Source organism: Candidatus Cloacimonadota bacterium (assembly GCA_016932035.1).
GTDB lineage: Bacteria > Cloacimonadota > Cloacimonadia > JGIOTU-2 > JGIOTU-2 > Celaenobacter.
This window is the reverse complement of record JAFGDR010000053.1, coordinates 1-24,016: the sequence shown is the minus strand read 5'-3', so window position 1 is coordinate 24,016 and position 24,016 is coordinate 1. Positions and strand designations below refer to the sequence as shown.

The following is a 24,016-nucleotide window of genomic DNA, read 5'->3' as shown; positions in this document are numbered from 1 at the left end:
ACAACAACGATGAAGAAGACTTTACGAGTCTTAATAGTTTCATCCTACTCAGTTGCATTTGTTCTACGTGATATTGAACTTCTACAACAGCATTTTAATGTTGAGGTTGCAAATTTTGTCGGAATAAAAAAAACAATTAGAGAAACATTAAAAACAATTATAGTCATTTGGAAGAAACTACAATCTTGTGATCTTTCATTCATCTGGTTTGCTGATTTCAGAGCGATGATTACGATTATGTTCTCCAAGCTATTAAAGAAAAAAACGATTCTGGTGGTAGGTGGATATGAAGTTGCAAATGAACCTCAAATTTCCTATGGGGGAGCATTTAGCCCGAAACTGAAAAGTAAGATATCCTGGATCATCCGGCATGCTGACGTCGTGTTGTCTGTTTCTGAAGCAAGTAAAAATGAGTTGATTCAAAATTATGGATATACTCAATCTATTCTTGTTTATAATGGTGTTGAAACAGAGAAATTTCTCGTTGACTCTGTGATTCCAAAAGAAAATATTGCAATTACTGTTGGTGCTGTTACCTCATCGAATTTGAGCCGTAAAGGTATTGAAACGTTCGTGAAAGCAGCTGCCTATCTGCCCGGTATTCCATTTTATGTTATTGGAAAAGCTGACGAAGCAACGCTCCAATATTTGAAAAAAATTGCAACTGAAAATGTGATATTCACCGGTTATGTAATAGAAGAGGAGTTGATAAGATTTTATCAAAAGGCAAGAGTCTATGTGCAGGTTTCGGGACATGAAGGGTTCGGTATCTCACTTGCTGAAGGAATGTTATGCGAGTGCATTCCGGTAGTGACCAAAAAAGGTGCTCTTCCCGAATTGGTTGGAGATAACGGTTATTATGTCCCTTTTAATGCACCTGAAGAAACCGCAAAAGCAATCCAAAAAGCCCTTCAATCCACAAAAGGCACTCATGTCAGAAATCATATTTTAGAGCATTTCTCAATGCAAAGAAGAGAGAATGCTCTCGTTAATCTTATCAAGCATACAGCATGGAAATAAAGATAGGACTTTGTACACCTAATCCCGGTTGGGAGATCATTATAACACAGCTAGGTATAAGTTTTGAAAAGCTGGATATCAATTCAAAGATTGATTTTTCGAAGTTCAACCTTCTTATTCCAAACAGCGAACTCGCTGAAACAAAAAAACAGGATTTAGAAGCATTTATTTCAAACGGTGGTTTTGCAATTCTTGATAAAGATACATTTCCGTATTTTTTTGATAGTACATGTAAGAAAAGAAAGATAACATACATAATTCCAGGCGAAGAATCAATATTTCATTCACTTGGACTGGTTGATTTTTATACAGATTTTTATATAGCAAAAGGTGAATCTTGTAACCAAATTGATAAAGATTGCAGTGTTTACGAATCAAAGATCGGCAAAGGAAAAGTAGTGATTCTTCCCTTTTCTGTAAATGAGACGATCCTTTCAAATGCATTTAAGAGAAAACGTTTCTATGCAGACAGAAAAGAACTTCCCTCAGAAGTGGTATCGCGTGTTAGTAAGAGTAAAATTCGTGATATCATATTTACGGTGATTAGTAGATTTTTTCAGCAAATGAATATTCCTGTTGTTGAAAAAGATGTGTATCCAGATAAGACTGAAAATGCTTTTATGTTTAGAATCGATACAGATTTTTGTTCAGCCCAAGATGCACAAAATCTCTATGAGCTCTGCAAAAAATATGACATTAAAGCAACCTGGTTTGTCGATACTCACGATGAAACCTTACTTAAGGGTGTATATCCTAATTTTACAGATCATGAGATTGCTCTTCATTGTGAACATCACAAGGTACATAAAACTTACAAAGAAAATTATCATCATCTTGAACATGCTTTGGATACCTTGAGAAAAAATAGTATAGAAGTAAAAGGATTCGCTGCACCATTTGGAGAATGGAATGAATCTCTTGGACATGTGCTTAAGGATTTAGGATTTGATTATTCCTCTGAATTTTCTCTCGATTATGACGATGTAGCCTTTCATCCATTCTTTAAGGATCATTTTTCTCCTGTACTGCAGATTCCTATCCATCCAATAAGCATCGGCAGACTTCGAAGGTCACACTTCATGAATGATGAAATGGTACAATATTATAAGAATTTTATCGATTATAATTTTTCTCGAAATGTTCCCGCGATCATCTATCACCATCCTCATCATAAAAAGCTTGATGTTATCGAAGAAGTATTCTTATACATCAAAAACAAAAATGCTTGGAATCCAACGATGTATGAGTTCTCATCCTGGTGGAAGAAAAGATTGAACAATAAATTTTGGTATGATTCGACTAATGATACAATTACTATTCAGAGCAATGACTCTGAAATGACTTATTCAGTTATTACGGATCAAGGAAGTGTAACCCATCTTAAACCGAACATAGAATACAAAATAAATAGTTTGATGTTTACAAAAGTAGACCCTCTCCTTTTTGATGAAAACAAGTCAATGCGGCAATTTTACTGGAGAGATATTTTGCAAAACCATGAACATAAAAAAGCAAAGAAGCAATAATGAAAATTTACTTAGCGAGTTACCAAACATTGATGATCAATAGGGGTGGACCCACCTATAAAATTTTGTCATTAAAACAGGCTTTGGATAAACTTAAAATTAATGTTGAATTTTTCAATATGTGGGATTATGATCTGAAATTTGATGATGATGACATCGTTCATATATTTAATGCGAACATCCATACCTATCCGATGGCGATGAATCTAAAGTTGTATGGTGCTAAATATGTGGTCAATCCCATTTTTTTCAGTAACCATTCAGCTCAGATGATCCATATGTACAGGATGCTTGAAGCTCCATTTAAGAAAATTTTTAAAAGAACCTATTCCGACTACTACTTCACGAAATTCATCTGCGATAATGCTGAACAAGTGTTGCCAAATACGCGTGATGAAGGTAATCTTCTATGTGGAGGTCTTGGGGTAAAAAGTGAAAAGATCGAAGTGATCCATAATGGTGTGGAGGAACGCTTTGCTCATGCTGATCCGGCACTTTTTGAGAAAAAGTATGATCTCAAGGATTTCATTCTCTATGTAGGACATCTCGGTGCTGTACGAAAGAATGGTCCGAAGATCATCGAAGCGTTACAAAGGATCGATCATCCTGCAGTTCTTATTGCAGATGTTTTAAAGAATAAGGAGGGCGACCTTTGCAAAGAGATGCTTGGGAAATCAAAAAATATACTTCATATTGATTGGCTCAAGCATGATGACCCCTTATTTGAATCTGCATATGCGGCTTGTCATACGTTCGTTCTACCGACCCGTTATGAAACGCCGGGACGGGCTGCGCTGGAAGCGGGACTGGCAGGTGCAAATGTTGTCATAACTCCTTATGGTGGAACCAGAGAATACTTTGATTCCTTGGCAGAATATGCTGAACCATCTTCTGTTATGTCTATTATAAAAATGACTGAACTTGCATTAAATAAAAAGAAATCTTCCGATCTTCGCAACCATATTCTAAAGAATTTTCTATGGGATAAGATAGCCGAGCAGACAGTTAATATGTACAAAAACGTTCTCTCAAAATGAAAGAATATATAGAGAAAATACTCCATTACACTGCAGGAAATCTACTGCAAAAAATTATTCTCCTCATACTTCTGCCTGTTTTTACTCATTTCCTTGTACCGGAAGAATATGCAGTCTATACGAATGTTGTGGTGTTCATATCATTCGCAAGTTTGATTTATTTTCTCGGATTTCAGCAAGCGATCTTTTCTTATTTCTATGAAAAGAAATCACCCGAGTATCATTACACACTTATTAGCTCGATATTTATAACGATAATCGTATTTGGTATAATTTTATCGATAATAATTATCATTTTCAGAATTGAATTATCACAACTGATCTTACGAACAAAAGCTTTCTCTAATATCATGTTATGGGTGAGTATGATCCTTTTTTTCGATGTAGTCTATGGTATGGTTCTGAGTATCCTCAATATGATGGAGAGGTCTAAGCAATACATATTCGTCGGTAATTTCAAGCATGTTCTCCTTCTCATCTTGCTTATTGTAGCTGCTATCTCTTCAAGATTCGACCTTAAGACAATCTTTATTTTGATGACTATTTCTTCCGGTTGTGCTGCACTTGTTGCGGTCAGTGTAATGGGCTCGATCATGAGGAGATTATCACAAAATAGCAGGAGTAAGAAAATATTTTCATATCCGATCATAAAAAGACTCCTCTCCTTCGGATTGGTCATGATCCCCGGCACGTTTGCAATGTTGATCCTCAAAGTGTCTGACCGTTATATGTTGACCTACCTTTCTGCACGGTCATTATATGATGTGGGTATTTATGCGATAGGGTACCGAATCGGTATGATCATTACTTTTTTGAATTCGATCATAAGTCTTGTCTATTTCCCTTATGCGATGAGAGTTGCTGAGGATTCTAATGCAAAAAATTCGTTCAGAAAAGTATTCAATTTTTATGTTATTTTTGGAGGTTTAATTGGCTTTTCTGTCATCTTATTTTCTCCAGAAATCTTTAAGATATTTATCGATTCCAGGTATCATGAAGCGATCAAAATTGTTGTATTTGGGGTCATTTCAAATTATCTTTACGGCATTTTTAATATTATCAATCTGAGTTTCTATGTTAAAAAGAAAGCAGGAAACATTGCACTTGCTGTCGGACTTGGAGCAATTCTTAATATAGTTTTGAATTTCATGTTAATTCCTCAGTACGGGATTTATGGAGCAGGTATTGCGTCTATCATTGCCTTTGCTCTCATTGTGTTCTTCAATCTTATCATTGCGGAAAGAATGTATCCAGTAAAATATAATTTTGGATACGTAATTTTAGCAATAGTAGTTCTGGCTGCTATCTCAATAATTAATTTTATCATTCCATATCATTTTTATCATACTCTGATTAAAGTTGTTTTTATTGCTATTATTGGAGCAATATTTTTTATAATTACAAAAAAGAAAGATATTCTTCATGAGATACGAAACAAAATCTAATAAAGATTCAAAAATTAGATTTGTATTGATTTTACTTATATTTTTAGGGATTCTCTTTAGCATAGCAACAAGGTTTATAGCTATAGAAGCAGATCCTGATGTTTCGATTTCAAAACTGCAAGGTGCATATGTAACAGACGAGGGATGGAAATCGGGAAATGCAATAAACAAAATAATATCAAATAAATGGCTATGCAATGATAAAAATGATATGCTTCTATGGCCAGTAATGCCCCTGATTGTATATACATCATTTAGAATTTTTGGTTTATCACTTTTTTCATTACGTTTACCTTTTGTTCTATTTTCAATCGTACTCTTGTTTCTGATTGCAATAACCTTATTATACTCTCTGCGAGAGAAGAAAAGTAACACTTTTCTAATAACAATACTTCTTTACGTCTTTCTTGCAGCAACAAGTTATTTTTTATTCATACAAGGTAGAATCGCTTTTTTTGATATTCCAATGTTCGTTTTTGGGATGTTTGGATTGATAATTTTATATCATGCACTAAAAGAAACAAAAACTAAAAGGAAGTATCTATTATTCGCGATACATGGAGTTTCTATAGGCATATGTTTGTGTGTTAAAACGACAGGATTAATATTCTTTATATCGTCAATCGTTTCTGTTTTGTTTTTAAAAATTTTTAATGAATCGAATAATAGAGCAAATATTAAGGGATTGATTCTATTCTTTATCACAACAATATTCACACTGTTGTTGATATTACTTACTACAAACAAAATAATTACAGGTTCTTTTTTCTCAATGCCATTAAGATATATAATCAATGTTGAAACAGTTAATAATAGCCAATTCAATCCTTTGCTGATCATGAAAAATTACATGAGATTTTTTACGAACAATGTTTTGATCTATAATAGTGCTCTATTCCTCATTATGTTAGTGAGTATCATTATTATTATACAAAAATCTATTATAGTGAGGAAAATATTATTAATTGATTTAATAATGTTATCTCTTACAATATCCAGCTTCTTGTTTTTGGGATATTTTACTCCTCAAGCAGAACGTTACTTTACTATACTTCTTATTCCAATGCTCTATTTTGTTCCGAAAATATTTCTTGTTATGAAAGATTATTTTCATTCGAATAGTAATATAGATATTAACCCAAAAAGTATATTAATCGTTTTCATATTGATTGTACTTTCAAACACATGGAACATATGGAAAATGGGAAATTTTTTATGTCATAGGAATTTCACACTTAAAAATTCAGCACTTTCTATTCAGAAAGATATTGAAGCAGATATTAATGAAAAATACGTAGAATACACAAACTGTATGTTTGGCATGCCTTCAAGTATCCTTGCAGCAATAAACCATTTGCCATTTGTATATCACCAGGAAGATAATTCAGGTAATTATTACATCACAAATGAACCAAATGAGTTTGACGATTCAAAATATACTTTAATTTCTCAGTATGATATCTTTAATTTTCCTAGTTCTGAATGTCATATTTTTTTATTAAAATCCCGAAATATTCAAGTATATAATAAGGCGAAAGAGTAGTGAAAAACGTTCTATTCATATCCTATTTTTTCCCACCTCTTGGTGGACCGGGTGTGCAACGATCTGTTAAATTCTGTAAGTATCTCCCTGAATTCGGATGGCATCCAATAATCCTCACTGTCAAAGATATAGCGTATATAGCAAGGGATGATTCACTCACTACAGAAGTTAAAAATGTGGATCTTGATAGAACCGATTCGCTGGATATGATGCGTCTTTTGTATCTTTTTGAAAAGCTCAAAGATACAAACCAGGAACAAGGAATCTATACAAAGACTTCACAGCATAGAAAGCAGTTCTTCAGAGATATATTTCCTATCGATTCAAAGATTGGCTGGATACCTTTTGCATATCGTGAAGGAAAAAAAATATGTAAAACCCAAAATATTGATGTCATTTACAGTACTGTGGGACCATTTTCTTCAGCTATTCTTGGATATAGGCTTTCAAAGAAATTTGGTATACCTTTCGTTGTTGATTATCGTGATCTCTTTGTTGGGAAGCCGGATGAAAGTTATTTAACATCATGGCATGAAAGATATGCATACAAATGGGAGAAGAAAATTCTTAGCCGGGCATCTGCAGTCATTATGAATACTGAAAGGGCAAAAAAAAGGATATGTGAATTGTATCCTTTAATAAATGATACAAAATTTAGTGTGCTGTATAATGGCTTTGATGCCGAGGATTATTCCCAAAATTTTGCTACGTCAAAAAACAAGATTATTTTTACTTATACCGGCGGATTTTATGGAGAGCGCAGTCCAGCTTTTCTCATCAAGGCACTAGAAGAATTGAAGGAATCCAGGATATTGCCAGAAAATGTTTTATTCAGATTTTTCGGGAATATATCAGACTCTATTCGAGAAGAATTTGAACATTCAAAGATTAAAGACCACATACAACTGACCTCACAAGTATCACACAAGGATTCTATTAAAGAACTCCTAGAAAGTGATTTCTTGCTTCTGTTTATTGCAAAGTACAAAGGAGAACTTGTTATACCGGCAAAACTTTTTGAGTATCTTGCAGCACGAAAGCCGATCTTGGCTATAATTCCATCACAAGGAGAAGCTGCTCATATCATTAACAGGAACAATGCAGGAATTGTGTGTGAGTCGGATGATATTGAAAAGATCAAAGAAGCTGTCGTAGAGTTAGTAAGAGAAAGAGAACTCGGTATTATCACATCCAGATTTCCTTTAGCAGCAAATGATTATTCAGTTTTTGAGCGTAGAACATTGACGGGAAAACTTGCTGAAACCCTCAATATGTTACTATGAAATATAAGATTTGTCATGTTCAGTTGCTTCCACTCCTTTCCGGGGTACAGAACATGATGATCCATCTTCTCGATCATCTTGATAAAACAGAATATGATATAACGGTCATCTCAGCTCCTGATGGTCCAATGATTAACAAGTTACATGAGATGAAGTTAAAGCATGTTGCATTTTATCATTTGATTCAGAAAATCAATCTGCACGATGTATTCATCTTATTCAGATTCTATAAATTCTTCAGAAATAATCGATTCGATATAGTTCATACTCATTCATCCAAAACCGGTTTATTGGGCAGAATAGCCGCAAAACTCGCAGGTGTGAAGATAATTATTCATACGATTCATGGCTTTCCTTTTCATCCCTATCAATCTCCACTTGTACGAAAATTCTATGAAAATCTTGAGCGATTGGCAGGCATTTTCTGTGATCAGGCGGTTTCTGTGAATGTATTCGAGCGTGATCTTGCAGTTGAAAAACATCTCATCAATAGAAACAAAATTATGACTATCTGCAATGGCATCGTAGGATTGGAATCCCATAATCCCATAACACGCGAAACATTTGGTTTGAAAAAAGAGAAAGTGATCGTCGGATCAGTTAGCCGATTTTCGGAACAGAAGAATATTATCAACCTTATCAATGTAGCTGTCGAAGTGGTTAAACAAGCAGAGAATATTGTATTTGTTTTTATCGGTGACGGGGAGTATTTTGAGGAAACACAGGACATTATACACAAAGCTGGAGTTACTCAAAATATCAAACTCGTTGGCTGGCAGTCGAATGTTGAAGACTGGTATGATTTATTCGATATTGTTATCCTTTATTCGAAATGGGAGGGGCTCTCATTGACACTTCTTGAAGCAATGAGCATGAAAAAACCTCTTATTGCATCAAACATAAAAGGGAATAATGAACTCATTATTGACGGAATAAATGGATACCTCGTTGATATAAATAATCATCAAGAGTTGACAAAAAAAATCATATCTCTATCAAAAGACACGCTGACGCAAAAAAAATTTGGAGAAGCGGGTTATAAGATATTTTTAGAGTCATATACACTCGATACGTTCGTGAGTTCATACGAACAATTATATCAGAGATTAATAGAGAAAAAATATGATTAATATATTTGTTACGATTGGAACCTTTTTACTTGTTTTTTTGCTTACCCCAGTAAATATCTGGTTCTCGAAGCGAGTGGGAAACATTGATGAACCCAGCGATAGGAGTATTCATGCAAGTATTACTCCCAGCAGCGGTGGTTTAGCGCTTTTTGTTGGGATATTTATAACCCAGTTGATATTAGTTTTCTTTAAATTCCAGGAACTCAATAGTTTGATGTATGGCTTGTTAATAGGAGGGATTCTCATTGTGATACTTGGTTTGCTCGATGACCTCTACAATCTCCCTGCTTGGCTGAAAGTGATCATAGAGATCGGGATTGGGCTCATTATGATTTCTTTTGGTTTCAAGATCGAGCTACTCACAAATCCTTTCGGAGATCCTATCAATATCGGTTTCATATCCTATCCTCTTACCATTTGCTGGTTTTTGCTGGTTGTGAATGCGATCAATCTCATTGATGGACTTGATGGACTTGCGACAGGGATCATTGCTATTGTCTCTCTCATACTTGGTATTGCCGGATGGAGTACCGGTAATTATTTTGTAGCTCTTTTTAGCTTTTCCATCTTAGGGGGCTGTATTGGCTTCTTACGATACAACTTTCATCCTGCTAAGATCTTTCTTGGTGATGCTGGAAGTTTATTTCTTGGATTTTGCATTGCTACTCTATCCATTGCTGGAAATGCGCAATACAAAGGAGCAACTGCACTTACCATGCTGGTGCCGATCATCGTGTTGTCTGTACCGTTAATCGATACTTTATTTGCGATCTTTAGAAGGATCAGATCAACAAAACACATCTTCCAGGCAGATAAGAACCACCTTCATCACATACTTCTTGAGATTGGTCTGAGTTATAAGACAGTTGTACTGATCGGATATTTCATAACATTGCTTTTTGGTCTTGTATCATTGGGATTTCTTTTAGTTGACAGGAAAATCCTGCTCAGTCTTTTGCTAGGTATGGGTGTATTGATTTTTATAATTTTCTATAATATAATAAAAAGCGAGTTTATGAAAAAATGAAAAAAACAGCAATTACACTATGTATGATCTGTCTTGTATCATTTTCTGCTCTTGCTTACGAGGCAGAAGATATTTCGCTTGCAAACTGGAATGTGTATACCAATACAACATATATACATCAACTGATATGTGAAGGAGATTCAGTTATATCTGCATCATGGGGTGGAGTAAGCATTTATGACACTGAGACCGGAACCTTTATACCAATAACAAAGGGCGATGGTCTTGCGAAGAACGAATTATGGTCGGTTCATTATATTCCTGAGATCGATGAATACTGGTTTGGCACCTTTACTGAAGGAGTAATGCGCTATAAAAATGGTGAAATTCTCAGTCCCTACCAGGAAAATCAAGGTATTGACGGATATTACATTTATGATATCGATGATAATGGAGAGTATATCTTTGTTGCTTCTGAAAATGGACTTTCTATGTTTGAAATCATATTGGGTGGTAAACCAATCTTCAAAAAAACCTTCATTGCACCGCGTTGGCTTTCTCATGACAGAGTAAACAGCATAGCTATCGATGACAGTAATAGGATCTGGGTAGCTACTGATGAAGGAATCGATTACACGAAGATTGTGTATGACGAAATGATCTTAAGTACAAATTGGAATCACATTAATTCATCAACAATTGGCTATCCTCTAGCGAGTGATAAGATAAAAACCATAGCGTATCAAAACTCAAGAATTTATTTTGGAACAGAAGACGGATTTGCTTATATAAAAGATATTCATGCTGATAATTTTGAATATGAAGCATTCAATACAGCATTACCAAGTGTCTATATTCAAGATATCCAGCCTGTATCAGACACACTATTCATTGTAGCATTTGGCTGGTTCGACGAGGATGAACAGGCAATTGAGGCGGCCGCTGGTATAAGTCAATATGAATATGATGGATTAAGTTGGGTTCCCAGACATTGGAATAGTGAGAATGATTTCGTGGACCAAATATCTGACATAGCCATTGATGATGAACAGAATATCTGGGTTTCAACATGGGGTGAGGATCTGTATAGAAAAACACTGGAAAGTGGACAATGGATTAATGTAAAGCGTAACTGTATTGGATTCAATTTTGCTTCATACCTTTTCATTGACCATGAAAAGCGACTTTGGTGTGCAAGCGGTTTGATCGGCTCAGGTGCACGCCAGGGAGTAAAAGGAATCTCAGTTCTTGAAAATGATCATTGGACTACATATAATATGACGAACAGCAAACTCGTTGGTGATAAATCATTCAGGATTACACAGGATTTAGGACACAGGATATGGGTTGGTGACTGGAATAGCGGTATCACGAGGATTACTGATTATGGAGAAGATACAGAACTCTGGCAGTCGATAACTAGCAGATCAACCTGTGATGTGCCGGGGATCATAGAGGAAAATACGATATCCTTTTTGCAAAATGATGAATATGGCAATATGTGGATAGGTGACTATAACAAAGATATTAAAATTGTGGTGAATGATGATAGTGTATATGGTTTTCAGGGCTTTGTTCCATCATCACATCCAAATGACAAACAGGATCCTATATCAATTCTGTTCCTGCCTTACAGTCAGGTTTGGTTTGGTGCATATTATAGTGGGATGCGTTACTGGGATGGAACAGGATTTCCAATAGTCAATGATATTCACATCCCTGCTGGCAATCCATCCTTTTCCGGTCCTATACTCAATATCGAATACCAGGAATCCGAAGATGGACGTTATCTCTGGGCATGCGGTGTAGATGGATTATATATGTATGATTTCTATTGGCAACAATGGTTCAGGTATTCGAACGGGCTTGTTGAAAACGTGAAAATGTATCGCTGGAACGGCATCGAGTGGGATAATTACGATTATTACTGGTATGATGATGAAGGTAATCCAGAACCGCGTATGGGATCAGGAAAAGCAATACAGATCAACCAGGTCTATGTCGATCAGCATGGAAGGAAATGGATAGCCACGAATGGTGGTGGTATCTCTGTTCTTGATGAAGAGAACTATACTTTCAGAAATTTTACAACTGAAAATTCATCCCTACCAAGCAATGCTGTTCTCTCATTTGCACATAATGTTTATACTGGTGAATTGTATGTTGGAACCGCTGAGGGTATGTGTTCATTCAACATCGGTGCTCAGATCAATAATACACAAGGGACCGATAGTGGTGAAAAAATTGTGATCTATCCCAATCCTTTCAAGCCCTCTGAACATCCTTATGTCTATTTTGAAACCAGACCCAATGCAAAACTACCGGCAGGAATCAATACTCTTTACATTTATAATCTTGCAGGTGAACTCATTGCTGAAATAGGGGAATCAGATCATTTTAGATTTTTCTGGGATGGCAAGAACAATGGCAAAGATGCTGCAAGTGGAATTTATTTCTACGTTATATCATCAGATTCTGGGAAAAACTATGTGAATGGTAAATTTGCACTAATCCGCTAGCATGCAACCGGAGTAAATGTGGCATTCCAGTTGCAAGATAATATACAATTCGTTCCGGGGGTAGGACCGAAACGTGCTAAGCTTCTCAATAAGCTGGGTATTAAAACCGTAAAAGACCTTCTTTTTTACTTTCCAAGAGATTATCTCAGCAAGGTATCAGGAAAAAGAATCGCTGACCTGAAGATCAATGACATGGCAAGTGTGAGAGGACATATTACTGGATTCGAATCAAAAGGTAATAAATATCATAAACATCCGTTCACAGTTTTTATCTCTGACGGCACCGGCTACCTGATCTTGATGTGGTTTCGTCCAACTCCCTGGCTCGTGGAACAATTTGAAGTTGGCAAAGAGATAATCATTCTTGGAAAAATTCAGTATTACTATAACAAATTATGCGTCATACATCCTGATTTTGAGATTGTGCAGGATAAGGAGAAAAAGAGTTTCTGGGTCGACCAGGATATTCTACCGCTTTATCCTCTGACAGAAGGAATTTCGAACAAAACACTCAGAAAAATAATGCGGACAGTTCTTTCACAGGAATTGATGCTAGATGAAACAATTCCTCAGTATATCAGGGATGATAAACAACTCTTGCCCCTCAACGATGCTCTCTATAAAATTCACATTCCTGAAAATGATGAAGATATTAAGAACGCACGAAAACGATTTGTCTTTGAAGAACTCTTCTTCCTCGAACTGATGCTTGCTCGTAAAAAGGTAAACTGGCATAAAGCCTCCGGTTATTCGATGGAGTTAATGAGAACCTATACGACTAAACTAAGAGAATCGCTACCCTTTACGTTAACACACGCCCAAAAACGTGTTCTCAATGAGATTGTTGAAGACATGAAATCTCCTCATCAAATGAACCGGCTTCTTCAAGGAGATGTTGGATCGGGTAAAACGATCATCTCGATCTTTGCTATGCTTCTGGCAATCGAAAATGGCTTCCAGGCAGCAATTATGGCACCGACAGAGATTCTTGCTACACAACACTATTTTTCTTTACGAGAATTTCTTGAGAATTTTGGACTTCGTGTTGAACTCCTTTTGGGAGGAACATACGCAGGAAAAAATGAGATTAAAGCAGCAATCGAGAGAGGTGATGTTCATATTGCGATCGGCACCCATTCACTTATTCAAAAAGACGTGAATTTTAAAAAACTCAGCATGATCGTTATCGATGAGCAGCACAGATTCGGAGTGATGCAGCGTCTAACCTTAACTCAAAAAGGGCACACACCAGACAAACTGATCATGAGTGCCACACCAATTCCGCGATCACTTGCACTTACGGTTTATGGCGATCTCGATGTCAGCGTCATCGATGAATTGCCACCTCATAAAAAAGAAATCTATACAAACTGGATTTCCTCAAGTAAAAAAGCACAGGTATATGATTTTATTAGAAAACAGCTCAAGCAAGGTCGGCAGGTCTATGTGGTCTGTCCACTTGTAGAAGAATCTGAGAAATCGGATTTGAGGGATGCAACGAATACCTATAAAGAATTGCAGAGCACTGTTTTTAAAGAATATTCGGTCGGACTTCTCCACGGCAGAATGACGAACCAGGGAAAAGATCAGATCATGCAGGATTTCAAAGCGCATGCCATCGATGTACTTGTTTCAACGACTGTCATCGAAGTTGGCATTGACCTACCAAATGCAACCATTATGATGATCGAGCATGCAGAAAGATTCGGGCTATCTCAACTCCATCAGCTTCGTGGACGTGTGGGACGGGGTGCTTATAAATCTTATTGTGTACTTGTGGCTTACGAACCGATAAGCGAAGAGGCAATGATACGGCTTAATACAATGAAAGAGACGAATGATGGATTTAAAATCTCAGAAGTAGATCTTGAATTACGTGGTCCCGGAGAATTTTTTGGAACCAAACAGTCAGGTTTACCTGCTTTTAGGATTGCAAATATTGTTCGTGATCGACCAATCCTCGAAGATGCGAGAAAGCTGGCTTTCAGTATTATCCAAAACGATTATAACTTGGATGATGAAAAGAACAGGGAATTGAACGAGAAGTATAAGAAATATTATCTTAAAAGGGAGCGGCTTTTCAGTTATTGATTGTAAATCTGGAAAATATTGTTACATTCAGTATATACGATCACTTCTCCTGCTCAGAAGCTTTCAACATCGTCGTAACAAAATCCTCTTTCTCAAACACTCGTTTAGCAACATCCTGAATATCGCCTGGAGTTATATTCTCGATCTCAGCAATGACTTTATCGATGGGATAAATTTCTTTTATATAAATATACTGCTTAGCCAGACGGTTCATACGAGCTGATGTGCTTTCCAATCCAATCAAAATACTCGATTTGAGAAGCGCTTTCGTTCGTTCGAGTTCAATGTCTGCTACTGGTTTATCAATAATGGATTTGATTTCCTTGTGAATAAGATCGATGCTTTTTTTGCTGTTTTTTGGCTTGGTTGCTGTATAGATCCCGATGCAGCCAGTGTCATGAAAGAAATCTGTAAACGAGCCGATATCATATGAAATGCCGTGCTTTTCCCTGATGTTTTGAAAGAGTCGTGAACTCATTCCTCCAGACAAAATTGCATTAAGGGTCAGCAGTTTGTAGCGATCCTTATCTGTATAGGGGAATGTCCTTGTTCCAATGCAAACATGTGACTGATGGTTAGCATTTTTTGTGTAAACATTTTTAAATTTCCTGATTGGTGCAGGAGATACTAATTCCCTGACAGATGTTGCTTTTTCTTGAGCATCAAAAGCAAAATATTTTTCTACTAATTGAACGAGTTGTTTATGATCAATGTGTCCAGAAACAGAAATGATGATACGTTCAGGAGTATATTCTTTAGAGATGAACGAGGTGCAGGTTTCTTTCTGAAATTCCATAACCTCTTCTTTGTACCCAACGATTGGATGGCCAAGAGAATTCTCAGGATAGATGTTTTCATAAAAAAGATCGAAGATAAGATCACCGGGAGTGTCCTGTATATCGCTTATTTCGTCGATGACAACATCTTTCTCTTTTTGTAGTTCATCTTCAGGAAATGTTGAATGTAGAAGCAAATCTGAGATAAGGTCTATACTATGTTCAAGGTATTCTTCAAGGCATCGGGCATATATGCATGTATATTCCTTGCTTGTAAAAGCATTGATCGAACCGCCGACTGCTTCAAGATAATTTGCGATTTCAATCTTGGTTCTTGTGGTTGTCCCTTTGAACAGCATGTGTTCAAGAAAGTGCGCAATTCCACGATTATGTATGGTCTCATCGCGAGAGCCAGCATTGATCCAGACTCCGATAGAGAGGGAACGAACGTGTTCTATATGCTCAGAAAGAACCGTTACACCGCTGGTAAGTGTTGAGATTTGATAACTCATTTAATCTTTCTTTAAGTACTTACTCAACATTTTTTCACTTATTGATTTAGGAACATACTCTCTGATCGAACCCCCGGAGCTAATGATCTGTTTGACGAGTGTGGAGCTGAGGTAAAGATATTTACTATGAGGGATGAGAAAAACGGTTTCAACCTCTTCGGAAAGAGTCCTGTTTGCCAGAGCGATCTGGAGTTCATATTCAAAGTCAGATACCGCACGTAGTCCACGGATCATAACAGAACTTTGTCTTTTCCTAACATACTCGACAGCAAGTCCTGAGAATGCTTCAACCGTTACGTTTGGAATATGTTTGGTGCATTCATGCGCAAGTTCGACCCGTTCCTCAAGAGTAAACAGGCAGTCTTTGTATGTTTCTTCAGCAACGCCGATAACAACTTTATTAAAAATTCGTGCAGCCCTTTCTATAATATCAATATGTCCATTTGTTATCGGATCGAAGGTTCCGGGATATATTGCAATTTCTTTCATGATAGTCCTTAAATTTGGTTACTTTTTCATGATATCTTCAATATCAGATATTTCTTTAGGTATGTGCTCGGAAAGATTCTCATACCCGTTCTTTGTAACAAGTATGTCGTCTTCAATTCTGACGCCGATGCCTTCTTCGGGAATGTAAATCCCTGGCTCAACAGTAATGACCCATCCCTCTTCCAGTTTTTTGGATCGATCCACCAGATCATGCGCGGCAAGACCAAGTGTATGACTTACTCCGTGCATGTAATACTTCTTGAATTCTTCATCTTTCTTGATGAGTTTTAACTGCTTGAGTGCCTTTTTCATCAATTTAATAGTTTCATCCTGAAGATCTTTCAGAGTAAGACAGGGTTTTACTTTCATGATAATTTCCTTATTTATGGTGAGCACTGCTTCATACACTTCTTTTTGACGCTTTGAGAAAGTGCCGTTTGCAGGAAATGTTCGTGTGATATCTGCACAATATTCATTCCATTTTACACCAACATCCGTAAGAACAAGGTCATGTTTACCAACTTTTCCGATATTCTTTTCATAGTGTAGAATGGTGGCATTTTTACCGCTGGCAATGATGGGGGAAAATGCCATTTGTTTCGCATTATTTTTTACGCATTCAAGCCTGAAATGAGCTTCCAGTTCATACTCCATCATACCCGGCTTCGTATTCTTCATAATATTGAGAATTGCATCACGAGTGATACGAATTGCCTCTTTCATCTCTTCTATTTCCGGTTTTTTCTTAACAGCTCGAAGCTGTGTAATGAGCTGTCCGGTATTGCGAATGTTCAATGTAGGATAATGTGTGGTGAGCTCTTTCAATTGAGAAAGAGAATCCGTCAGATTTGAGTTGATCTTACTGCTTACATGGTCAAAAAAACATTCACTGCTTGAGAGAGCAATCGGGTGTAATACATCCGGCAACTCATCAACGTAATAAACCCTCTCAACTCCGGATATCTCCTGCACTTCTTCTTTTGAGAGTTTCTTGCCAATCCAAACTTCCATCTCAGGAATATTTCTCTCAATGAAGAGCATGGCATGTTCTGTTTTACCATATTTTGCTACAATGAGTTGAGCATTTGCTTCTTTGAGTCCTGTCAGGTAAAAGAAATTTGCATCCTGAACGAATTCAACCGGTAATTTCCCGGAATCTGTTAGTGTTGCAGAAAAAACCGCAAAACTTTTATCTGGCATCAATGTAAGCAATGCTTTTCTATTTGAAAGATAAAATTGCTTTTTCATCAGACCACCTAGAATATTTTTCACATAACTGGAATGAGGGTAAGAAGTTGGCAATTTTTTTATGAATCGTTATGAGAGAATAAGAAGCCTTGGATATACTGTTGAATATGGACGAATTTAAATATAAGATCCGTAAAAACTTTTTCTCATGATCTTAACAACATTATCCATATCCTGAGGAATCGGGCTTGTGACAAAGATATTTTCGTTTGTTATAGGATGTATGAACTCAAGCTGATGAGCATGGAGTGCCTGTCTTCGTATTGTGTTTGCCAGAAGGTGCTTGATTATTTTTTTTGCTCGTTCGGGTACGAGATTCACCATCTGTTTTTGCGTTGAATAGAGTGTGTCTCCCATCACAGGATGATGAAGATGGGAAAAATGGACTCGTATCTGGTGAGTTCTACCAGTCTCAAGATCAATTTTTACAATATCAATCCCGGGGAAGGTTTCAATAACTTCGTAATGTGTAATCGCTATTTTACCCTCATCAATAACAGACATTTTTCGTGAATTGACAGGATTCCTTCCAAAATAGGTGCGGATCGTACCTTCATTGTTTTCAAGGTTTCCCATGGTGAAAGCGATATATGTTTTTTGAATTTGATGATTTGAAAAAAGTTCTTTTAACTTAGTATGAACGAGATCATTCTTTGCAACGATGATTAAACCGGACGTATCTTTATCAAGTCGATGAACGATACCCGGGCGTAGGGGATCATCAGGTTCAGAAAGCTGCTTGAGATGATACATGATAGCATTTACGAGCGTTCCATGATAGTGACCTGGAGCAGGATGAACGACCATACCCACAGGTTTATCGATAATTGCTAAATACTCATCCTCATAGACAAATGAGAGTTCAATATTTTCAGGGAAAATGTCCTTTTTTAATGGAGGTGGGATCTTTATATGAATGATCTGATTTTGCTGAACATGTTCGCTTTTTTTTACCGGTTTCCCGTCAAGTGTCACGAAACCATCTTTCATAAGTCGATCAACAAAGGATCGTGAATACAGTTCGTTTATGTTTAAGTTCGCTAAATACTTATCAATCCTGATACTCTCTTCGGTGCGAACTGCGAAAGTGAATTCCCTGTCAAACCTATCATTCTGCTCGTGATTTTCCATCTTCAGTCCCGGGTGATTCATATAATTTTTTCAAGTCGATACCGGTTATGACAAAGACCATCCCTATCACCAAACCCTCTTCATTATGAATAATACCTACATGAAATGATACATGTTTTTTTATTTTTGGAATATAAATCTTCCTCTCAGGAACCAGCATTTTTTGAGCAACCGATTCCTGGAAGAATTTGAAAACTTCACCTTCATAATGATAATCCAGCAGTGGAGGATTGTCTTCCACAGAGGTCAGTCCGAGAAGTTTCTGAGCATGTCTATCTATCATGACAATTTCATCTTTTTCATTTGTTATAATGATGCCGTCATCAGTATTTTCAAGTATCACATTCAACCGGTGAGCGTATTCAAGGATTTTACTCTTCTTCTCAATATCGAATTGTTTCAGATTTGTGATCATCTGGTTTGTTGCAGCAATAAGTGTTGCAACGGGTCCTGTATGATATTCTTCTGGAATCGAAATATCAAATTTACCTCTTTTTAACTCTTCAAAAACAGATTCAATTGGTCTTAGTGAATTTTGAAGTATCATAGGAACATAAAAAAGAAGGACAATACCGAGAATAAGCTCGATGAATAGAAAGATGTATTGAATTGTCATGATCCTATCGCGAACGATTTCTGGCATTGCAGGATTATTAATTTTATAGAGAATAAAGCCTGTATTAGCAATAATAAAAATTAATAGAATAATGACGATGATACGTAATTTTGATTGGAATGTTAAATGCATGGTATCTCCAAATTATTCCTTGACCTTGTGTTTTTCTGCCATCTTTACAAGAGCGTCAACATCATTATTTTTACCAATGATGATGATCTTATCCGTTTTATGGAGTACATCGTCAGCAGAAGGTAGAACATTCGTTTCTTCAAGGAGAATGTTGTTGCCAAGTTCATCAACGGTGGGTTTGGTACTTTTTATGGCAATGATACTAATATTATATTTGTTTCGTACATCGAGTTCTTTAAGACTTTTGCCCACAAAGAAAGCCGGTACTGCGATTTCAACGACACTATGTTCTTTTGAAATTTCTGTATACGTAAAAATATGTTGAGAGATCAGCAGATTTGCAATTTCTCGACCCACATATTGTTCAGGGAAAATTGTGCGTTGCACTCCCATGATCGAAAGGATTCTGGCATGGAGCTCACTATCGACTTTTGCGAGAATTTTACCCACACCGATTTTTCGTAGAACTGCTGCAGAAAGAACGCTTACTTCAATATTTTCTCCAATTGCGATGACAACAGCATCAACGTTTCCAATATCGATTGCACGAAGCGCTTGTTCGTCTGTACAATCCAGACAAACAGCATTGGTCACAAAAGCACGAGCTTCCTCGACCTTCTTCTCGTCATTGTCGATCGCAATTACTTCAGCGCCTTTTTTTACAAGGGTTTCAGCAATTGTAACACCAAATCTACCAAGTCCGATAACGCCAAATTGAGCCATTGTTCCTCCGAACAACTATCTTTTAACCGATAGCTATATTTTCATCAGGATAATGATAATGAACACTTATTTTTTTCTCGCTTAATGCGAAAGCGATAGTCAGGGGACCAACACGTCCAAGATACATTAAAGCAATAATTGCAAGTTTACCGATGGATGTCAAGTGTGGAGTGATACCCATTGAGAGACCGACGGTACCAAAAGCCGAAAATGCCTCAAAGATTATCTGTTCAAATTTGAACCCACGGCTTGCTTCTGATATAAGAAGAACGAGAATAAGTGTTACGAGTATCGTTGCAGAAATCGAGATGAGAGACATCACTTTTTTTGTATTTTCTGATGAGATCGAGCGATGAAATACTTCAACATCCTCACGATGTCTAATGATCGACCATACAGACAATACCAGTATTGCAAAACTTGTTGTTTTTATTCCACCACCTGTAGAACCAGGAGATGCTCCAATAAACATAAAAACGATCATTAAAAGCACAGATGCAAAACTCATTTTCGAAATATCGAGGGTATTGAATCCTGCGGTTCGAGTTGTCACAGATTGGAATGTCGAAGCGAGAATACTATTCTTCATGGGTAATTGATTCAACTGATTGTTATACTCGAAAGCAAAGATAAGAACGCTACCAATGATAATGAGTGCAACAGTTGTAACGATCACAACTTTTGAGTGCAAGGATAGAAATCTAATATGTCTTCTTCGTATAACATTGTTATAAACATCCAGTAGAACAGTGAAGCCAATACCACCAAAAATGATTAACGACATGATAACAAGGTTGACTGTCCAGCTACCCTGGAAACCGATAAAGCTGTCCGGGTAGAGACAAAATCCTGCATTGCAGAAGGCAGAAACAGAATGGAACATACTATGTCCAAACAGGTCCATATTTGAGAGTGCAGCAAAGTGGTTGAGAGGTCTGAACTTCAAGAACAGAATCATTGCTCCGACAAGCTCAAAGATCAACGTTGTAATAATAATTGCTCGAAGCAATTTTACCACACTCTCTTTTGTTGCTTCACCAAGAACCCCTTGCAGAAGGGATTGCCCCTGAAGGCTGATTTGTTTACCGAAGAGCATGATCAGGGTAGTAGAGAAGGTCATAATACCGAGTCCACCGATCTGCATTAGGATGAGTATGATTATATGTCCAAAAGAGGAGAAGTCAGCACCGGTATCGAGAACAATCAAACCTGTTACGCACGTTGCAGATGTTGCTGTAAAACCCGCATTGATAATTCCAATACTTTCTCCATTTGATGAAGCGAGCGGGAGACTGAGGAATGTCGTTCCAAGAAGGATAATAATACCAAAGCTGAGAAGGATCACTTTGGAGGGATGGTTTCTAAATCTTGAGAAAAGATTAACAGCTGGTCTTGTTGAAGCAAGCATATCTATAAGGATGACAATTTGTCTCAGGATAATATATACCTGGAATACAATCAGATCGTTATAAAAAACAAAGGAAATAACAACGGCACAAAGATCGAAAAATATTTTCTTGATGTAAGAAAAGCTACCTCGATTGTAATAAATCTTAAGAATATTGAGAAATGCAAAATACAGGATGAGAATCTGCGTATATTGGTTGAAAAGCGGTATAATTTTGGGGTGGAATTGCTGATAAATAATGAAGAAAGCCAGGCAAATAGCTACAGGAAACACATTAACAGTTCAAAGAATTGCCAATATTCTTTCTTGAAATCAATTCGCTTAAACATAATTTTCAGTAGCCTAAAGCTATGAACAGTGCATGAATATTATATTTCTGAGTCAGAATGATGTTAAGAAAACAGTAATATTCCTTTGCGCTTTTTGATACCTTTCGTTATTCTTCGGTTATTGTTTCAGCAATGTTCTTTACCGTAGGTCTTTTCCCTCGTTTCACCTTTGTGCTTTTACTTCGAAGTTTTCTCAGATATAAAAGTTTTGAGCGGCGTACACGACCATAACGTACTATTTCAATTTGTTGGATCAATGGTGAAAAAAGAGGGAAAATACGTTCCACTGCAACACCATGGCTGATCTTACGTACGGTAAAAGTCTTATTGATTCCAGAACCTTTCTTCTGGATTACGATACCTTGAAAAACCTGGATACGTGGTTTTTCGAATTCTCGAATTACATAGTGCACTTTTATTGTGTCTCCGGTATTAAAATCCGGTAGATCTACATTCATTTGTTCTTGACCAACTCTATATAAAATATCCATTAAAACCTCATTATTGCTTAATTATTTTAAGTCCTTAATATTTTTTGTGAATTGTGCCTTTATTCGTAATTGCCAATTAACCTGTCAAGTGTTATAGCAATAGCACTGCGAACTGAAAGATGATTATATGGACCGGTTCCTTCGATACGTAAAACGTGGAAATTACTTGAGTTTATTAACTCCTCTGACATACCATAGCCGGTTCCAAAAAGGATAAGCTTTGGAAACGATCGATCTATTATTCTTCTCATCTCTTTGTAAGAAACACTACCGGGAACTAATCTGGCAGAAGTAGTGATAATAATTGGATCCTGTGAATACCTATTTTTGATCCACTGTTTTGCGGATTCAATATCCGGGACAAACTCGATAAGTTTAAAGGCATCAAATCGATTGATATTATATTGCTTACCTGGACCTGTTCGCCAGAAATCCTGAAGTTTATTAAAAATCTCTTTCTGCGCTGGTTCGGGATTTATTATAAAGTAATTCTTGATACCATAGGTTTTGCATGTTCGAGCTATGTCGTGAATATCGAGATTGGTGAGAGAAGTTGTAACGATCTCTTTGTTTTTGTTATATACAGGATAATGGACTAATCCAAGAAACAGATTATCATACATGTGGAACTCCTTTCACCTTATCTTTCAATCTTTTCCGCTTTTTTTTTTGCCATTCTTCGATTTTTTTATGATTACCAGATAGTAGCACATCGGGTACCTTATAACCTCGATATTCACGCGGTCTGGTATAGTATGGACCATCAAAGCTGTCTTCCTGAAAAGAGTCACTGTACGCAGACTCGATGTTCGTAAGTACACCTTCCTGAAGACGAGCTAACGAATCGATGATAATCATTGCTGGAAGCTCACCACCAGATAGCACGTAATCGCCGATTGAAATTTCTCTGGTTACAAGATGCTCACGAACACGATAGTCAACATCCTTGTAGTGTCCGCATAAAATTGCAAGATATTTTTCATTACTTAATTCTTCAGCGATTTTCTGATTATACCTTTCACCTTGAGGAGTTAAATAGATGAGAGGGAAAGGAGCATCATCTATTATTTCTCTTCTTCTTTCTTTAAGAAAATCAATTGCGTCAAAAATAGGTTGTGGCTTAATGACCATACCCGGGGCTCCTCCAAAGGGGTAGTCATCAACCTGTTTATGTTTGTCATCTGAAAAATCTCGGAAATTAATCAGTTCGATCGAGAGCTTTTCCCGTTCAATAGCTCGTTTCACAATGCTGTGTGCAAGCGGACTTTCAAACATTTCAGGGAATAGTGTCAGAATATCAATGTGCATTGAGTAAACCTTCGATCGGTTCAATCATGATCTTCTTTTCATCGTGATTAATAACTTTTATGAACTCATCACAGAAGGGGATCATTATTTCTTTATCATCGTTAGGTATTATCAGGATGTCCTGTCCAGGAGTTGATAATATATCTGATACTTTTCCGATAAACACGCCATCGTTTGTAATAACTGTGTAGTTAACAAGCTGGTTAGGATAAAATTCATCTTCTTCCAGAACTGGAAGCATATCTTCCGCTACCATTAATTGTGCTTTGACCAGTTCGTGGGCTTCTTCTTT

Annotated in this window: 21 protein-coding genes; 10 read left to right on the top strand and 11 right to left on the bottom strand. The window is 36.8% G+C overall.

The window, feature by feature from the left end; translation table 11 throughout:
* Positions 1-9: 9 nt before the first annotated feature.
* The 10 genes from JW794_09205 (at position 10) to recG (ending at position 14,561) form a co-directional block, all read left to right on the top strand.
* The gene (locus JW794_09205) at positions 10-1,020 is read left to right on the top strand and encodes a glycosyltransferase (protein ID MBN2018288.1); all 1,011 of its coding nucleotides are present in this window, start codon (positions 10-12) and stop codon (positions 1,018-1,020) included.
* Positions 1,011-2,546, top strand: coding sequence for a polysaccharide deacetylase family protein (locus JW794_09200; GenBank protein ID MBN2018287.1), 1,536 nt, complete (start codon positions 1,011-1,013; stop codon positions 2,544-2,546). Before JW794_09205 ends, JW794_09200 begins: the two co-directional genes overlap by 10 nt.
* Positions 2,546-3,583 carry a glycosyltransferase family 4 protein gene (locus tag JW794_09195; GenBank protein MBN2018286.1) on the top strand — a complete coding sequence of 346 codons (1,038 nt, stop codon included), beginning with the start codon at positions 2,546-2,548 and terminating at the stop codon, positions 3,581-3,583. Before JW794_09200 ends, JW794_09195 begins: the two co-directional genes overlap by 1 nt.
* Positions 3,580-5,028 carry an oligosaccharide flippase family protein gene (locus JW794_09190; protein MBN2018285.1) on the top strand — a complete coding sequence of 483 codons (1,449 nt, stop codon included), beginning with the start codon at positions 3,580-3,582 and terminating at the stop codon, positions 5,026-5,028. The genes JW794_09195 and JW794_09190 overlap by 4 nt, the downstream gene beginning before the upstream one ends.
* Positions 5,006-6,571: a glycosyltransferase family 39 protein gene (locus JW794_09185; protein ID MBN2018284.1), complete on the top strand. Its 1,566-nt coding sequence runs from the start codon at positions 5,006-5,008 to the stop codon at positions 6,569-6,571. Before JW794_09190 ends, JW794_09185 begins: the two co-directional genes overlap by 23 nt.
* Positions 6,571-7,854: a glycosyltransferase family 4 protein gene (locus JW794_09180; protein MBN2018283.1), complete on the top strand. Its 1,284-nt coding sequence runs from the start codon at positions 6,571-6,573 to the stop codon at positions 7,852-7,854. The genes JW794_09185 and JW794_09180 overlap by 1 nt, the downstream gene beginning before the upstream one ends.
* Positions 7,851-8,984, top strand: coding sequence for a glycosyltransferase family 4 protein (locus tag JW794_09175; protein ID MBN2018282.1), 1,134 nt, complete (start codon positions 7,851-7,853; stop codon positions 8,982-8,984). The genes JW794_09180 and JW794_09175 overlap by 4 nt, the downstream gene beginning before the upstream one ends.
* The gene (locus JW794_09170; GenBank protein ID MBN2018281.1) at positions 8,977-10,011 is read left to right on the top strand and encodes an undecaprenyl/decaprenyl-phosphate alpha-N-acetylglucosaminyl 1-phosphate transferase; all 1,035 of its coding nucleotides are present in this window, start codon (positions 8,977-8,979) and stop codon (positions 10,009-10,011) included. The genes JW794_09175 and JW794_09170 overlap by 8 nt, the downstream gene beginning before the upstream one ends.
* 1,439 nt (positions 10,012-11,450) lie before the next feature.
* On the top strand, positions 11,451-12,470 hold the full coding sequence (locus JW794_09165; protein MBN2018280.1) for a hypothetical protein: 1,020 nt from the start codon (positions 11,451-11,453) through the stop codon (positions 12,468-12,470).
* 18 nt (positions 12,471-12,488) lie between these two features.
* Positions 12,489-14,561 carry an ATP-dependent DNA helicase RecG gene (recG, locus tag JW794_09160; protein ID MBN2018279.1) on the top strand — a complete coding sequence of 691 codons (2,073 nt, stop codon included), beginning with the start codon at positions 12,489-12,491 and terminating at the stop codon, positions 14,559-14,561.
* A 40-nt stretch (positions 14,562-14,601) separates the two neighbouring features.
* Here the strand turns inward: recG and JW794_09155 are convergent, their stop codons facing one another.
* From JW794_09155 to rimM, 11 genes are all read right to left on the bottom strand, one after another.
* Positions 14,602-15,849: an insulinase family protein gene (locus JW794_09155; GenBank protein MBN2018278.1), complete on the bottom strand. Its 1,248-nt coding sequence runs from the start codon at positions 15,847-15,849 to the stop codon at positions 14,602-14,604.
* Positions 15,850-16,338 (bottom strand): pantetheine-phosphate adenylyltransferase, encoded by a 489-nt coding sequence (coaD, locus tag JW794_09150; GenBank protein ID MBN2018277.1) that lies wholly within the window; start codon positions 16,336-16,338, stop codon positions 15,850-15,852. It abuts the gene before it with no gap.
* 18 nt (positions 16,339-16,356) lie between these two features.
* Positions 16,357-17,586 (bottom strand): aminopeptidase P family protein, encoded by a 1,230-nt coding sequence (locus JW794_09145; GenBank protein ID MBN2018276.1) that lies wholly within the window; start codon positions 17,584-17,586, stop codon positions 16,357-16,359.
* Between the two features lie 117 nt (positions 17,587-17,703).
* On the bottom strand, positions 17,704-18,717 hold the full coding sequence (locus JW794_09140) for an RluA family pseudouridine synthase (GenBank protein MBN2018275.1): 1,014 nt from the start codon (positions 18,715-18,717) through the stop codon (positions 17,704-17,706).
* Complete coding sequence (locus JW794_09135; protein ID MBN2018274.1) at positions 18,695-19,465, bottom strand: hypothetical protein; 771 nt, start codon at positions 19,463-19,465, stop codon at positions 18,695-18,697. Before JW794_09135 ends, JW794_09140 begins: the two co-directional genes overlap by 23 nt.
* A 12-nt stretch (positions 19,466-19,477) precedes the next feature.
* Positions 19,478-20,188 carry a TrkA family potassium uptake protein gene (locus tag JW794_09130; GenBank protein ID MBN2018273.1) on the bottom strand — a complete coding sequence of 237 codons (711 nt, stop codon included), beginning with the start codon at positions 20,186-20,188 and terminating at the stop codon, positions 19,478-19,480.
* Positions 20,189-20,210: 22 nt separating this feature from the next.
* Positions 20,211-21,869: a hypothetical protein gene (locus JW794_09125; protein MBN2018272.1), complete on the bottom strand. Its 1,659-nt coding sequence runs from the start codon at positions 21,867-21,869 to the stop codon at positions 20,211-20,213.
* Between the two features lie 163 nt (positions 21,870-22,032).
* Entirely contained in the window at positions 22,033-22,416 is a 384-nt protein-coding gene (gene rplS, locus JW794_09120; protein MBN2018271.1) for a 50S ribosomal protein L19, read from the bottom strand.
* Positions 22,417-22,475: 59 nt separating this feature from the next.
* On the bottom strand, positions 22,476-23,039 hold the full coding sequence (locus tag JW794_09115; GenBank protein MBN2018270.1) for an RNA methyltransferase: 564 nt from the start codon (positions 23,037-23,039) through the stop codon (positions 22,476-22,478).
* Positions 23,032-23,724: a tRNA (guanosine(37)-N1)-methyltransferase TrmD gene (gene trmD / locus JW794_09110; GenBank protein MBN2018269.1), complete on the bottom strand. Its 693-nt coding sequence runs from the start codon at positions 23,722-23,724 to the stop codon at positions 23,032-23,034. The genes JW794_09115 and trmD overlap by 8 nt, the downstream gene beginning before the upstream one ends.
* On the bottom strand, positions 23,714-24,016 hold a 303-nt coding region (gene rimM / locus JW794_09105; GenBank protein ID MBN2018268.1), incomplete at its 5' end, for a 16S rRNA processing protein RimM. The genes rimM and trmD, both read right to left, overlap by 11 nt.

What these genes read in the sequence shown, in the direction of transcription:
- JW794_09205 (MBN2018288.1), top strand. Translation starts at nt 10, where the DNA reads ATGAAGAAGACTTTACGAGTCTTAATAGTTTCATCCTACTCAGTTGCA.
- JW794_09200 (MBN2018287.1), top strand. Translation starts at nt 1,011, where the DNA reads ATGGAAATAAAGATAGGACTTTGTACACCTAATCCCGGTTGGGAGATC.
- JW794_09195 (MBN2018286.1), top strand. Translation starts at nt 2,546, where the DNA reads ATGAAAATTTACTTAGCGAGTTACCAAACATTGATGATCAATAGGGGT.
- JW794_09190 (MBN2018285.1), top strand. Translation starts at nt 3,580, where the DNA reads ATGAAAGAATATATAGAGAAAATACTCCATTACACTGCAGGAAATCTA.
- JW794_09185 (MBN2018284.1), top strand. Translation starts at nt 5,006, where the DNA reads ATGAGATACGAAACAAAATCTAATAAAGATTCAAAAATTAGATTTGTA.
- JW794_09175 (MBN2018282.1), top strand. Translation starts at nt 7,851, where the DNA reads ATGAAATATAAGATTTGTCATGTTCAGTTGCTTCCACTCCTTTCCGGG.
- JW794_09170 (MBN2018281.1), top strand. Translation starts at nt 8,977, where the DNA reads ATGATTAATATATTTGTTACGATTGGAACCTTTTTACTTGTTTTTTTG.
- JW794_09165 (MBN2018280.1), top strand. Translation starts at nt 11,451, where the DNA reads ATGTGGATAGGTGACTATAACAAAGATATTAAAATTGTGGTGAATGAT.
- JW794_09155 (MBN2018278.1), bottom strand. Translation starts at nt 15,849, where the DNA reads ATGAGTTATCAAATCTCAACACTTACCAGCGGTGTAACGGTTCTTTCT.
- coaD (MBN2018277.1), bottom strand. Translation starts at nt 16,338, where the DNA reads ATGAAAGAAATTGCAATATATCCCGGAACCTTCGATCCGATAACAAAT.
- JW794_09145 (MBN2018276.1), bottom strand. Translation starts at nt 17,586, where the DNA reads ATGAAAAAGCAATTTTATCTTTCAAATAGAAAAGCATTGCTTACATTG.
- JW794_09140 (MBN2018275.1), bottom strand. Translation starts at nt 18,717, where the DNA reads ATGGAAAATCACGAGCAGAATGATAGGTTTGACAGGGAATTCACTTTC.
- JW794_09135 (MBN2018274.1), bottom strand. Translation starts at nt 19,465, where the DNA reads ATGCATTTAACATTCCAATCAAAATTACGTATCATCGTCATTATTCTA.
- JW794_09130 (MBN2018273.1), bottom strand. Translation starts at nt 20,188, where the DNA reads ATGGCTCAATTTGGCGTTATCGGACTTGGTAGATTTGGTGTTACAATT.
- rplS (MBN2018271.1), bottom strand. Translation starts at nt 22,416, where the DNA reads ATGGATATTTTATATAGAGTTGGTCAAGAACAAATGAATGTAGATCTA.
- JW794_09115 (MBN2018270.1), bottom strand. Translation starts at nt 23,039, where the DNA reads ATGTATGATAATCTGTTTCTTGGATTAGTCCATTATCCTGTATATAAC.
- trmD (MBN2018269.1), bottom strand. Translation starts at nt 23,724, where the DNA reads ATGCACATTGATATTCTGACACTATTCCCTGAAATGTTTGAAAGTCCG.